Below are 12,984 nucleotides of genomic sequence, written 5' to 3'. Positions count from 1 at the left end.
GGTCGAATTCGAATATCGATTCGCGAAGATTGAAACCATCGGCCTCCTTACGACGCCCTATGGATACACAGGAACTGAAAAAGCGAGCCCACGACCTCGACGTAACCGTCTGGGTCGGTAAAAGCGGCGTCGACGCCGTCGTCGACGAGTTGAACGACCAGCTCGCAAACGAGAATCTGGTAAAAGTGAAGTTTCTTCGGGCTGCTCGAGCCGGGGACTCCACCGAGAGCAAAGCACAGTCACTCGCCGAGGAAGTGAACGGCACGCTCGTTGAGACGCGCGGGCACACCGCCGTGATCCATCGATGATGGGCACGGTGCTTCCGGCACCGCTCCAGGAAGACCTGGGTCCGATCGGTGAGCAACTCGAGGCCATCGGCGGCATCGATAACGCACTCGCAGGGACCCTCGAAGGTGCGATCATCTTCGTCCTCACACTGGTCGTCGTCTGGCTGCTCGGCCGCGTGATCGTCGTCCCGCTCGTTCGACGCGGAATGCGACGGCGAGACCTGGACGAACACGCACAGATACCGCTACTCAAACTCACAAAGTTTGGCGTCCTGTTCGTCGGGATCGCCGTCGCGTTCGGAGCGGCCGATTACGGTAACTTCCTCGTATCGATGGCCGGTATCGCCGCGGCCGGGGCACTGGCAATCGGTTTTGCGATGCAAAACGTCATCGCGAACTTCGTCGCTGGCGTGTTCATCTACACCGACAAACCGTTCCGCATCGGCGACTGGATCGAGTGGGACGATCACTCCGGCGTCGTCGAAGACATCAGTCTCCGTGTCACGCGAGTCAGAACGTTCGATAACGAACTGCTGACGGTGCCGAACTCCACCTTGACCGGTGGCGTTATCAAAAACCCCGTCGCGAAAGAGCGCCTTCGACTGAAGTTCGTCTTCGGTATCGGCTACGACGACGACATCGAACAGGCCTCCGAGATCATCGTCGAGGAAGCCGAAAATCACCCGGAGATCATGGACGACCCGGCCCCGTCCGTTCGCCTGACCGAACTCAACGACTCGGACGTCGGTCTCCAGTCGCGTATCTGGATCGACGACCCCTCGAGAGCCGACTTCGTCCGCATTCGCGGCGAGTACGTCACCAGCGTCAAACAGCGCTTCGACGAGGAAGGGATCGACATTCCGTACCCAATCCGCACGCTGGATGGTGGGATTGGTATCCAGAACGCAGACCGACTCGAAGCCGCCGACGACTGATACGAGCTCATCAGCGTTTTCGCCAACCGTGTCTGCAATCGGTGATCAAGACGAACGTCGACTGTTTTCACTGCTCGGGGCTGCCGTAACCGAAACACCATTGCCCCCTGCTATCGCGGTACCCGTATGATCGGCGTCGAACTCTCTCTACGCCAGGCCGACTGCCCCTTGAGCGCTGCATCGGCGGCCTACGACGTCGCCTTCGTCACCCCACACTGGCAGTACCACCGCGACGACGCTCGCCTCGAGTTACGCATGCTCGTCGATGCCTCGAGTCGCGCGGCGCTGGAGGCGGGGCTCGAAACCGTTCGTAACCACCCCTCGACAACCTCGTTCGAGTTGCTCGCCAAACAGGAAAAAACTGCCCGATCACGGCTGACGATGGGAACGACGACGGCGATGGGAACGGTCGTCGACCACGACGGCTACCTGACAGGCCCCTTCCGGAACGTCGACGGCATCGAACGCTGGTCGCTCGGATTCGACACCGAAGCCGCAACTCGTGGTGCGCTCTCGTCGCTCCAGGGAAACACCGACGACCAGTGTACGGTGACTCGCCACGAAGCGGTGACGCCATCGGACGCCCTCGAAAACGTCCGTGCCGACGCCGTCGGAACGCGGCTACTCGAGGCCCACCGCCACCTGACGTCGACCGAACGAGAGACCATCGAGCGAGCACTCGAAGCGGGTTACTACGAGGTGCCGCGGTCGACGACGCTCGGCGAACTCGCCGACTCACTTGGCGTTTCCGACGCGGCCGTGTCCAAAACGCTGCGTCGGGCGGAATCGAAACTCCTTCCGCCGTCCGTGCGTCGTCCCGAATGGGGTTAAGATCCTAACGTCAAGTCGGATAGCGCTCCAGCCCAAAGCAATGGCGTGACCGGTGAATCAATGACAGTAGCATCTGACGGGGGAGAATCCTCCGAGTCGAGTTCGCCCAACGATTTCCTCTCGAGATACCTCTTTGCGCTCGCGCCACTGGCCGCTGCTACCCTCTGGGGTGGCCTCTACGTCGTCAGCAAGTGGGGGTTCGAAGCCGTTCCACCGGTCACCCTGGCGTTCGCCCGGGTGGCCGTCGGTGCGGCCGCGCTGTGGGTCGTCGTTCGACTCACGTACCCCAGTCGCTCGTTTACCAGACGAGATCTGCTTGCGTTCGCCGGACTCGGCGTGCTCGTCAGTGGCTCTCTCGTCACCCAGTTCCTCGGGACGGACCTGACGACGGCAAGCCAGGGGTCGTTGATTACCGTCTCGACACCCGTATTTACCGTCCTGCTCGGCGTCGTCTTCCTCGGCGAACGGCTGTCCGCTCGAGCGGTCATCGGCATCGGTGTCGCCACCGTGGGCACGCTGCTAGTCCTCTCCGGACAGTACGACCTCACGTCACTCGCCGGCGCGGCGACAACGGGGATTCTGTTGTTGATCGTGGCGAGTGTCACCTGGGCGGGGTACACGGTGTACGGCAAGCCCCTGATCGAGCGCTACTCGGCCCTCGAGACGGCGACGTACTCGACGGTTGCAGCCGTGCCGATGCTGGCGTTCATCGTCCCAATCGAACTCGCGGTTACCGACACCACGCTCTCGAGTATCCCGCTTTCGCTCCCGGTTCTCGTCGCCATCGGCTATCTTGGTCTCTTCGGAACCGCCGCTGCGTGGTATCTCTGGTACAAAGGCCTCGAGTACGTCGACGCGAGCATCATCTCGGTGTTCTTTTTCGCCCAGCCGGTGGTCGGCGGATTACTGGGGGCCGCGTTCCTCGGCGAGCAACTCGGGTCGTTGTTCGTCGTCGGTGGGGTCGTTATGGCCGCAGGGGTGTACCTCATCGCCGCTGAAGAGCCCTGAACGTTCTTTTGCCATCGACCGGACTGTTCTCCTCGACGTTGGAACTGTTTTCGAGTGGGTACCGACGCACCAACTGTAGTAGCCAGTGAAGCGATTGACACGCCTACCGCTGCGCAATCTTTGTGTAGGGTGTGCAATGACGTTCACTGGCTATGTCATCACTGCTAATGGTGATGAGACTGGTTGAACTGTGAAAATCGATATGAATGCGGACCCCGCGATTGCCCGGCGTTCCGGACGGGGGAATCCCGGTTGCCTTCTCCACCCCGCGACCCGTCGAGCGACAGGTGTTCGGCGGTCCACTGCTCGCTTCCGCGCCTGATGGGCTGTCGCCGATTAACCACGATGAGTCGTCCCTGCGGACGGTCACCGTAGACCGCTGTCCCCGACGGACGAGGCTTCCACGTTAGCTCCCGGGGCCCCGGCCGGTCAGACCGGACGCCCGCGGGCTTCGGTCCTCACTGAAGGCCATAGGGTGAGTTGTGAGCAGGGCCTAACTGCCCGACCTAGTCCAATTGGCTTTAGCTGCCCACCCCTTAAGGGCCTTTCGTCTCCGGGTTCGCGGCCGCGTGTTCCTGGAACAGTCGTCGCCACACTGACCCCCTCGACCGGAGCAATCGGTAGTCGCCCGCAATCTGACATCCTCTCTGAGAGTCAACGTTTTAGGGATGGACTGAGATAGTCGACCAACGTATGAGTCCGGACCTCTCCGAACGAATGCTCGGCGTCAGTATCGACGACCCGGGCGACCGGCAACCATCGACACCCGAAGAAGACGAACCGGAGGAACTCGAGCGGTTCGTCTACGTCGCTATCGGGGAACACCGTCTGGCGTTTCCGGTCGACGACGTCAAAACGATCACTGACCCACCCGAGTCAGCCGATATCACCACCGTTCCTCGAGCACCGCCGGCCGTCGACGGACTCGTCGACATCCGCGGAGAAATTACGGCACTCGTCGACCCACGAGTCCACTTTCCGGCGGACGAACCGCCGGCAGCGAAAGGGCGTTTACTCGTGTTCGACCGCCCGACCGACCAGCAGTCGGCTGCGATCACCGTCGACGAGGTACTGGGCGTTCAGACGGTGCCCGAGACAGACGTTCACGGGCCAGAAGACGTGGAGGATCCGACGGTCGCGGGCGGCGCGATCAACCACCCGCTTATCGTCGCCCTCGTCGAGCAAGAACGACAGGCCGAGCGAAGCACTCGAGGGACCACGACTCGCGAGAGTCGGTTCGGAGGCACGAATCAACCCGACGAATCGTTGTCGCTCCCGACCGAAGAGGCCGACGACGACGTTGTCAGCGACGAGTTCGTTCTCGAAGAGGAAACCGAGGAAGAACCAGAATCCGAGCAACCACCGGAGATCATCGTCGAAGCAACTGGACTCGTCGACGTCGAACGACTGTTGTTAGCATCCGGACACAAGTCGTAACAAACACGCACGAGACTCGAGGAGACGGATCGCTCACATCCGCTCGCGTCATTTATCACGTGTGATAATCAGGAGACAGCATTTATGGTAGTTGTATTTCTATCGAAGTTTGGTGTACAACTGAATGTCGACAGGGGTGCTCATCGTAGACGACTCTCATTTTATGCGTAATTTACTGCGACAGATTCTCGAGCAGGATTACCATATCGTCGGAGAGGCGTCGAACGGCGCTGAAGCAGTCAAACTGTATAAGGAAAAGAATCCCGACATCGTCATGATGGATATCGTGATGCCGAAATGTAACGGTATTAAGGCGACGGCTGCGATCAAGAAACTCGATCCGCAGTCCCGCGTCATCATGTGTACGAGTGTCGGGCAACGAGAGAAGATGAAACTCGCCGTAAAGGCTGGGGCAGACGGCTACGTGACGAAGCCGTTCGAAGAACCCAGCGTACGGAAAGCCCTTGCTGACGTCGTTGCGGCATGACGTGTGTACTCGTTGTCGACGACTCGCAGTTCATGCAGACGGTCGTCGGTAACGCGCTCACAGCCGCAGGATACGACGTCTGTACGGCACGTACTGGCGATGAAGCACTCGAACTCGTCGAGGCAAACGAGCCGGACGTCATCACGATGGACGTCGAGATGCCCGGTATGGGTGGCCTCGAAGCCGTCGAACGCATCATGTCACGAAACCCGACGCCAATCTTGATGCTCAGCGCACACACAGAACGCGGCGCGAAAGCGACGCTCGAGGCACTCGAACGGGGTGCCCTGGATTTTCTGCCGAAATCGGCCAGTTCGAGCGAGCAGAATATCGCCCATCTCGCCGACGCCGTCGTCGAAAAAGTCGATGCGCTTTCGGAAGCAACAGTATCGTCACTCGCGCTCGCTCGGGCGACGGCGGCGGTTCACGCGACGAAACGGCAGGTACCCGATCCGGACCGCCATGCCCCTGTCTCGAGTGTGACAGCAGGCGGGGCAAACACAGCTACCGCCAGTCCTCGAACGAGCAGACGTGTGTCGGGCGCCGACACACCGGGCACAAAAACCCCTGTCGAGGGTCCGCTTCTGGAGCATCCGACGATAGTGATCGGTGCCTCGACTGGAGGCCCGAAGATCATCGAGCGGGTGGTGGCGGGGTTGCCGTCAGCACTCGAAGCGAAGGTCCTGATCGTACAGCACATGCCGCCAGACTTCACGAAGCGACTGGCAGACCGGCTGGATTCCGCCAGCGAATACGACGTCAGGGAAGCGAGCGACGGCGACCGCGTCCGTGCTGGTGACGTGGTAATCGCTAAAGGCGGCCATCACCTGACCGTTACCGACAACGACGGCGGTGCACTCGACGTCGCACTGACGAGCGGCCCCCGCGTCCACGGCGTTCGACCGTCGATCGACGTTACGATGGAGACTGCAGCGGAGACGGTCACCGACCCCCTCTGTGGCGTCGTGTTGACTGGAATGGGTAAAGATGGGGCGGCCGGTATCGAGGCTATCAATGCCGCCGGCGGCCACACGATAGCCCAGGACGAAGCGACGAGCCCGGTATTCGGTATCCCCCGACAGGCGATCGAAACCGGTTGTGTCGACGAGATAGTGCCCGCGTCAGCACTCGTCGACCGAATCGTAGACGCGTTTACCACGGACGGTGAGACCGATGACTGATTACTGGACTGAGTTCGCTCGAGAGAGCGACGAACACATCACGAGCCTGAACAACTCGCTGTTGACTCTCGAGCAGAATCCGAACGACGAACAAGCGATGGAGTCGATCTTCAGAACCGCACACACCCTCAAGGGCAACTGCGGCGCAATGGGGTTGAAACGCGCAAGCGACCTCGCCCACGCGATCGAAGATCTGCTCGAGGCCATCAGAAGCGACGAAATCGAGATCACGAGCGACGTGATGGACGTTATCTTCGACGGCGTCGACGAACTCGAGGCGATGCTCGATGAGGCAGCGGCGAGGGGCGAGATCGACAGCGATCCCGGAGCGACAATCGAGTCGCTTCGGAGCCCGCTCGAGGGACGGTCGGCGGGTTCCCAGCAGCCCATCCGGGAACCGACAGTCGAGGAGACCGAGACGGTGCTTGCCAGATTTGAACCGCCCAGCGATATCGAGGGCAACGTCTACCTGGTTCGACTCTCGGTCGTCGAACACGAGTCGGTGAACAACGGACAACTGGTTGTCGAAGCACTGATCGATGCGTTCGATTTGATCGGAACAGAGCCCTCACAGGAAGCAATCGAAAACGATCAGTACGGTACGCGCTTCGATGCAGTGTTCGCCAGTGCCGTCGGCAAGGCAGCTATTTCGGCCGCCCTGGATCCGGTGGATGCGGTCGAAGAGTTCGTCATCGTCGACGTGACCGAACAGGTAGCGGAACTCGAAGCGTCGCCTGCGCCGGCGCCCGCCCCGGACGGTGACGACAGTGACGAGGACTCGCTATCAGAAGGTGACCCGCAGGACCTTTCAGTCGACGAATTACTCGACGAGTTCGAGGAGTTCGACGACCTCGACGCGATGGTCGAAGACGTCGACGAATCCGAACTCGAGGCGTTCGACGACATGGGTGATGCCGGTTCGTTCGACGATTTACTCGGTGAGACAGCGGACGAACCCGAAATCCCCGAGCCAGAACACGTCGATGACGCCGAGGAGCCCGAACCTGCCGGTGTCGACGCCGGCACCCCCGACCCAGTCGAAGAAGAGGACGAGCAGGTCGACGACGCCGGCGCCGTCTTTGCCGAACTCAAAGACGAAGTGGAGATGGTCGGGTTCGACGAGCTCCAGTCGGAACTCGACGAACTCGAGTTCGACGAGTTCGACAGCGATGACGAGGTCGACATGGACGAGTTACTCGGTGACGACGTCGACACATCGGACAATACGTTCCTCGGCGTCGGCGAAGAGCCCCTCGATATGCCGGAGTTGAGCGCCGAGGTAGACTCGCAGCCGGACCTGCAGGCGGACGACGACGTTGTTGAAGCGGCGCCGGCGGACGGCGAAGATACCGATTCCGATGACGCCTTCGCTGACGTACTCGAGCCGGATGATGCAGATGATGGGGCGGTCGAGCCGGTTGACGACGACCTCGTTGCCGACGACGAAGCCTTCGAGTCGTTTGCAGACGACGCCTTCGATACCGAACCGGAGGCCGTGGACACAGAAATTGAAGAACACCCCGAGAGCGACGAGGAGATTGCCTCGGTCGAAGCCCTCGAGGACGTCGATTTCGCCGACACCGCTCCCGAAACAGGTGGTGAGCCAGCGGCCACAGACGAGGTCGACTCAATCGACGTTGACGCTGCAGGCTCACTCGAGGTAGATGAGGCCGACTCGCTCGAGGCAGATTCGACTGCTATCGAGGAGACCGAGGCGTTCGACCCTGTCGTGACGGAAGCCGCCGACCTCGAGGGCGATGACGAGTTCGGCCTGGACCAGGAGGAATTCGACGGACCGACCGACGAATTGGCATTCAGTGAAACGGAAGGCGAGTTGGGCACAGACGAAGACGACTTCGTGGCGTTCGACGAAGGAGATGAACGTTTCGATGAAACCGAGTCCGAGCCCAGCGATACGTTCGACCTCGGTCTTGCCGAGTCTCTGGATGACACCAGCGACGCAACGTTCGACGGCGAGTCAGCGGTCGCAGATACCGACGACGCCACGGACAGCGCGTTCGAGGACGAGTCGCTCGATCTCGAGACTGACGCCGACTTCGCGGATGAAGCCGGCTCCGTAGACGATTTCGGAGCGACGGCAGATATCCTCGGTGACGACGATAGCCAGTTTGCAGACGTGTCCGCCTCGGCAGTCGATGTCGAGGCAACGCAACCGAGCGACTCGAACGCTGCCGGATTCGGTGAGGAATCGTCGACCGATGACGAAGCGGCCTCGCGCGTCTACGAGGACGTCCCACCGATGCCGATTCCGGAGATATCGATCCCGGAGGAAACGGAAGAAGAGAAACTGGCCCGAGCGGACGACCAGCGACAGTCCGTCCGCGTCGACATCGAACAAGTCGATACCCTCCTCAATCTGGTCGAGGGCCTGGTCACCTCGCGCGTTCGCCTTCGGCACACGATCGAACAGGGAGACGACCTCGAGGCGATCGATCGCGAACTCGACGACCTCGAAGATCTCACGTCCGACCTCCAGGAAACCGTGATGGACGTAAGACTCGTCCCACTCGAGACGGTGACCAACCGCCTTCCACGGACGGTTCGAGACATTGCACGCGAGCAGGGCAAAGAGGTCGCATTCAGAATCCAGGGTGAAGACGTCGAACTCGACCGGACGGTTCTCGACCGCATGGGCGACCCGCTCATCCACCTCGTTCGCAACGCGGTCGATCACGGCATCGAGGCGCCCGACCATCGTGAGGCGGTCGACAAACCACGCGAAGGGACGGTCGAAGTGTACGCCGAGCGCGCTCGAGATCAGGTGACGATACGGGTCGAAGACGACGGCCGCGGAATCGATCCCGAGAAGTTACGGACGGCAGCACTCGAGGCGGATATCCTGGCCGAAGACGAGGCCGAATCGATGGAAGACAACGACGTGTACGAACTAATCTTCCACCCCGGTCTCTCAACGGCTTCGGAGATCACGGACGTCAGCGGCAGAGGTGTGGGGATGGACGTGGTGAAACGGACGATAGAAGACCTCGACGGTACAGTAACCGTCGACAGTTCACCCGGACAGGGGACGACCGTGACCATGCAGTTGCCGGTCACGGTTGCGATTGCGGAGGTGCTGTTCTTCGAACTCGGGGACGAAGAGTTTGGCATCCCGCTCAAAACCGTACAGGACATCGACGACGGCCGATCGATCGAAACCGACAGCGGAGAACCCGTCCTGTCGACGTCGGCCAATGACCAGCTATCGGTCATCGACCTGGCAAACACGCTCGAGGTCCGTTCGGATACCGACCTCGAAGAGGGGATGGTTATCCGCATTCGAGACGACGTTCGTTCGGTTGCGTTACACTGTGACAACGTGCGCAGCCAACAGGAAGTCGTCGTCAAACCCTTCGAAGGGGTTATGAGCGGCATTCCTGGCCTCAGCGGTGCAACCGTTCGTGGCCGGGGAGAAGTAGTCAACATACTGGACGTGACGACCCTATGAACACCAACGACACACACCCACGGAGAATCCGATACCTATGACGCTGATGGTCGACATTCGCAAGCTGAGCTTTATCAACGAAATGGCAAAGGTCGGGACGAACGGCGTCGCCGACAACATGAGCAAACTGACCGGTGAAGACGCGCAGATGGAGGTCACGAAAACGAACTTCATCGACGTCGACGACATCGAAACCCAGCTCGAGCCGGGCAAACGGGTCGGCGTCCGCGTTCGGTTGCTCGATCCGCCACACGGGCACATCCTCATCCTGTTCCCCGAAGCGAGCGCGAAGAAGATTACCGCGATCATGCTTCGTGACGTCGTCGACGACATGTCGAACGTGTCAGGGAAGATGGCCCGTAGCGCCGTCGAAGAGATGGGGAATATGATGGCCAGTGGCTTCATCGACGGCTGGGCAGACGTCCTCGGCCGGGCAATCGATATCGCCGCCCCACAGTTGGTGTACGCACCGGCCGGCGATATCGTCGTCCGCACAGCAGGTCTGGGAGGCGACGACCTCGCCCTGTTTTTCGACTCGGATCTCTCGGTTCCGAGCTATCAGATCGAAGCCGAAATTTACGCATTTCCTGACCTCGAAGAGTTCGTCGAGATGGTCAACGGAATCGAAGTCCACACTGCATGAAACTCGACGTTAACGCCCTCGGAACGTTCTACCGAATGGCCCGTGAGGGGGCCGGGTTAGCCGCCGGTCGGCTGAGCAAGATGACCGGCGTCGAGACACAGGTTGGCGTCACGAAGCTTAACTTCATGCGGGGTAAGGAGATCCGCGCCGATTTCGAAGACGGAACCGAGAAAGTCGGCATCCGAGTCGAGGTGACTGGCGGCCTCGATGGGCACTCAGTCATCGTATTCGACCGCGAAAGCGCCCTTCAGGTCGTCGAAATGCTGCTCGCCGATTCAGCTGGCGACGAGTTCGACGAGATGAGTCGCAGTGCGGCAACTGAACTCGGACAGGTGATGAACAGCGGCTTCATCGACGGCTGGGCGGACGTCCTCGAGACCGTCATCGACGTCTCAACCCCGGAGTTCATCGAGGCGAAAACCGTCGACCCATTCTTCGGCGACCTCGAGGAAGCACCCGACGACCAGGACCTCGCATTGCTCTTTCAGAGCCACATCGAGGCCGTTGGCACCGAGATCAGTTTCAGCCACTACCTGTTCCCTCGACGCGAATCGATGGCCCAACTTCTCGAGGAGCTTCGATCAAGCGACGGTATCGAGTACGACAAACTCGAGGGCTTCGACCGGATGGCCGAACAGGGGGCGACGGAGGTCGCCAAAACGGCGACGACGCTGACCGGTATCGAGACGAACGTCGAAATCCGGCGGCTGAATTTCGTCTCGCTCGAGGCGATTCCCCAGCAGATTGCGGACGATCCGCTGGTCGGTGTCGCGTTCGAATTCGACGGGACACCGAGTGGTTACCTCCTGTTCCTGTTCGACGAAGACTCCGCACACGAAATCGTCGACGCGATGGTACCGATGGAGGTCGACCACGACGGAGACGGCTTTGGTGAGATGGGGACCAGCGCGATCAAAGAACTGGGCAACATTATGGCCAGTGGTTTTCTCGATGGTTGGGCCAACGTCCTCGATACGACCATCGACCACTCACCGCCGGAGTTTATCCACGATATCGGTGCCGCTGTCATCGACCCCGTAGTCATCCAGCTGGGCGAAGACCAGGAGTTTGCGTTCGTCTTCGACACACAGGTCGTCGCCGACGGCCAGGCGTTCGACTGCGACATCTATGCCATCCCCGACGAAGCCGACCTCGAGCGAGCGCTCAACGACCTGGACGTAGACCGAATCGAAGAGACCCCGACGACAGCAGAGTTTGGTGAGGTCGAATGAAAACGTACGGTACCGAACCGGGCATCCCGGAACCGGTGCAGGTCGGCATCTCCGAACTGGTCGTCACCGAAGGCGACGACACGCTGAAATCGTACGGACTGGGGTCGTGTCTCGCCGTCGCGCTGTACGACCCCGACAGCGATATCGGCGGTCTCGCCCACGTTATGCTTCCCGACGGGGACGCCTCGGACAACAGCGACGTCAAACCCGGAAAGTACGCCGATACCGCGATCAGAGCCCTCTTGCGCCGAATGGTCGAACGCGGCGCAAGCTACACCTCCGTCGAAGCCAAAATCGCCGGCGGGAGTGACATGTTCGAGTTCGAGAGTTTCGGTGACGGCGTCGGCAAACGAAACATCGATGCCGCCCGCAAGGAACTCGAGAAACTCGGCGTCCCGCTGGTCGCCGAAGACGTCGGTGGGAAACACGGACGAACCGTTGAATTTACACCAGATACCGGTAAACTTATTGTTCGAACGGCTAACGAAGACCATGGAGTGTCCGAGTTGTGAGCAGTGACCAGACGTTTTTTACCCTCCTCGAGTTCGTCGAAGACGAGTTAGGATTTGCGACGAGTCACTACAACGAAAGCTACCTCGACCGGCGAGTCTCCTCTCGGATGCGTCGAACCGAATCCGACACGTACGAAGCGTATCTCGAGTTGCTCGAGGACGACGCCGAGGAACAGACGGCGTTGCTCGATTCGCTGAGTATCAACGTGACGGGCTTTTTCCGAAACCCGGACGTCTGGGAAGGGATTCGGGACGTGCTTCGTGAACTGTCGGAAACCAGAGAATCGATCCACGTCTGGAGCGCTGCCTGTGCTGACGGGCGCGAACCGTACTCGCTCTCGATGCTCGCCCACGACGACCCCGAAATCGACGAGTCCGCGATCCACATTACGGCAACCGACATCAGCGAACCGGCCCTCGAGACGGCTCGAGAGGGCGTTTACACCGAATCACGGACGGTCGACCTGAGCGACCAACTGGCGTTTCTCGAGGAGTACGAACGGTACGTCGATCACGACGACCGGACGTTCACGGTTCGAGAGGAAGTCGGCCAGAACATCAGTTTCGAGCGCCACGACCTGATCAACGACGATCCCAAATCGGGGTTCGACCTGGTGATCTGTCGCAACCTGTTCATCTACATCGACAACGAGTACAAACAGTCGATGCTCGAGACCATCGCCCGGTCACTGCAACCGTCTGGCTATCTGGTCATCGGCAAGGCCGAGACGATTCCCCCGGCGCTCAAGACGGCTTTTGCCGTCACTGAAGGTCGACTGCGGATTTACCAACTCGAGGATACCGCCACCCAGACGGCAGCAAGCCTCGAGTAAGAGCGATTCGTGGAAGATATAGTACCCTCCCAAACGGCGACTCATGGGTGAAATCGAATCGCACCGCCTGATTTCACCCACCAGTTCAGGTTTGGGAAGCCACTAGAACACTCGAGCGGTGCCACCTTCACT

12 protein-coding genes and 1 other RNA gene are annotated in these 12,984 nt (G+C 60.3%); 12 read left to right on the top strand and 1 reads right to left on the bottom strand.

Annotation, left to right across the window (positions count from 1 at the left end; translation table 11 throughout):
• Positions 1-59: 59 nt before the first annotated feature.
• From NLK60_RS15220 to NLK60_RS15205, 4 genes are all read left to right on the top strand, one after another.
• Positions 60-308 carry a YhbY family RNA-binding protein gene (locus tag NLK60_RS15220; RefSeq protein WP_254808621.1) on the top strand — a complete coding sequence of 83 codons (249 nt, stop codon included), beginning with the start codon at positions 60-62 and terminating at the stop codon, positions 306-308.
• Entirely contained in the window at positions 305-1,222 is a 918-nt protein-coding gene (locus tag NLK60_RS15215) for a mechanosensitive ion channel family protein (RefSeq protein ID WP_254808620.1), read from the top strand. The genes NLK60_RS15220 and NLK60_RS15215 overlap by 4 nt, the downstream gene beginning before the upstream one ends.
• Before the next feature lie 126 nt (positions 1,223-1,348).
• Complete coding sequence (locus NLK60_RS15210; protein WP_254808619.1) at positions 1,349-2,053, top strand: helix-turn-helix domain-containing protein; 705 nt, start codon at positions 1,349-1,351, stop codon at positions 2,051-2,053.
• 60 nt (positions 2,054-2,113) lie between these two features.
• On the top strand, positions 2,114-3,061 hold the full coding sequence (locus NLK60_RS15205) for a DMT family transporter (RefSeq protein ID WP_254808618.1): 948 nt from the start codon (positions 2,114-2,116) through the stop codon (positions 3,059-3,061).
• A 206-nt stretch (positions 3,062-3,267) separates the two neighbouring features.
• Here NLK60_RS15205 and ffs read toward each other — a convergent pair.
• Positions 3,268-3,578: signal recognition particle sRNA (gene ffs, locus NLK60_RS15200), an RNA gene on the bottom strand.
• 176 nt (positions 3,579-3,754) lie between these two features.
• On the opposite strand from ffs, the gene NLK60_RS15195 reads away from it, so the two are divergent.
• The 8 genes from NLK60_RS15195 (at position 3,755) to NLK60_RS15160 (ending at position 12,852) form a co-directional block, all read left to right on the top strand.
• The gene (locus NLK60_RS15195; protein WP_254808617.1) at positions 3,755-4,498 is read left to right on the top strand and encodes a chemotaxis protein CheW; all 744 of its coding nucleotides are present in this window, start codon (positions 3,755-3,757) and stop codon (positions 4,496-4,498) included.
• Between the two features lie 124 nt (positions 4,499-4,622).
• The gene (gene cheY / locus NLK60_RS15190) at positions 4,623-4,985 is read left to right on the top strand and encodes a chemotaxis protein CheY (RefSeq protein WP_254808616.1); all 363 of its coding nucleotides are present in this window, start codon (positions 4,623-4,625) and stop codon (positions 4,983-4,985) included.
• The gene (gene cheB / locus NLK60_RS15185; protein WP_254808615.1) at positions 4,982-6,166 is read left to right on the top strand and encodes a chemotaxis-specific protein-glutamate methyltransferase CheB; all 1,185 of its coding nucleotides are present in this window, start codon (positions 4,982-4,984) and stop codon (positions 6,164-6,166) included. The genes cheY and cheB overlap by 4 nt, the downstream gene beginning before the upstream one ends.
• Positions 6,159-9,632, top strand: coding sequence for an ATP-binding protein (locus NLK60_RS15180; RefSeq protein ID WP_254808614.1), 3,474 nt, complete (start codon positions 6,159-6,161; stop codon positions 9,630-9,632). Before cheB ends, NLK60_RS15180 begins: the two co-directional genes overlap by 8 nt.
• A gap of 37 nt (positions 9,633-9,669) precedes the next feature.
• Entirely contained in the window at positions 9,670-10,275 is a 606-nt protein-coding gene (locus tag NLK60_RS15175; RefSeq protein WP_254808613.1) for a chemotaxis protein CheC, read from the top strand.
• Positions 10,272-11,507, top strand: a complete 1,236-nt coding sequence (locus tag NLK60_RS15170; RefSeq protein WP_254808612.1) for a chemotaxis protein CheC — start codon at positions 10,272-10,274, stop codon at positions 11,505-11,507. Before NLK60_RS15175 ends, NLK60_RS15170 begins: the two co-directional genes overlap by 4 nt.
• Positions 11,504-12,019, top strand: a complete 516-nt coding sequence (locus NLK60_RS15165; protein ID WP_254808611.1) for a chemotaxis protein CheD — start codon at positions 11,504-11,506, stop codon at positions 12,017-12,019. The genes NLK60_RS15170 and NLK60_RS15165 overlap by 4 nt, the downstream gene beginning before the upstream one ends.
• Positions 12,016-12,852, top strand: a complete 837-nt coding sequence (locus NLK60_RS15160) for a CheR family methyltransferase (protein WP_254808610.1) — start codon at positions 12,016-12,018, stop codon at positions 12,850-12,852. Before NLK60_RS15165 ends, NLK60_RS15160 begins: the two co-directional genes overlap by 4 nt.
• Positions 12,853-12,984 lie beyond the last annotated feature (132 nt).

Origin of the sequence: Natronosalvus amylolyticus, assembly GCF_024298845.1 — an archaeon.
GTDB lineage: Archaea > Halobacteriota > Halobacteria > Halobacteriales > Natrialbaceae > Natronosalvus > Natronosalvus amylolyticus.
Note: the sequence above shows the minus strand (reverse complement) of the source record. Positions and strands in the feature narration are given on the sequence as shown.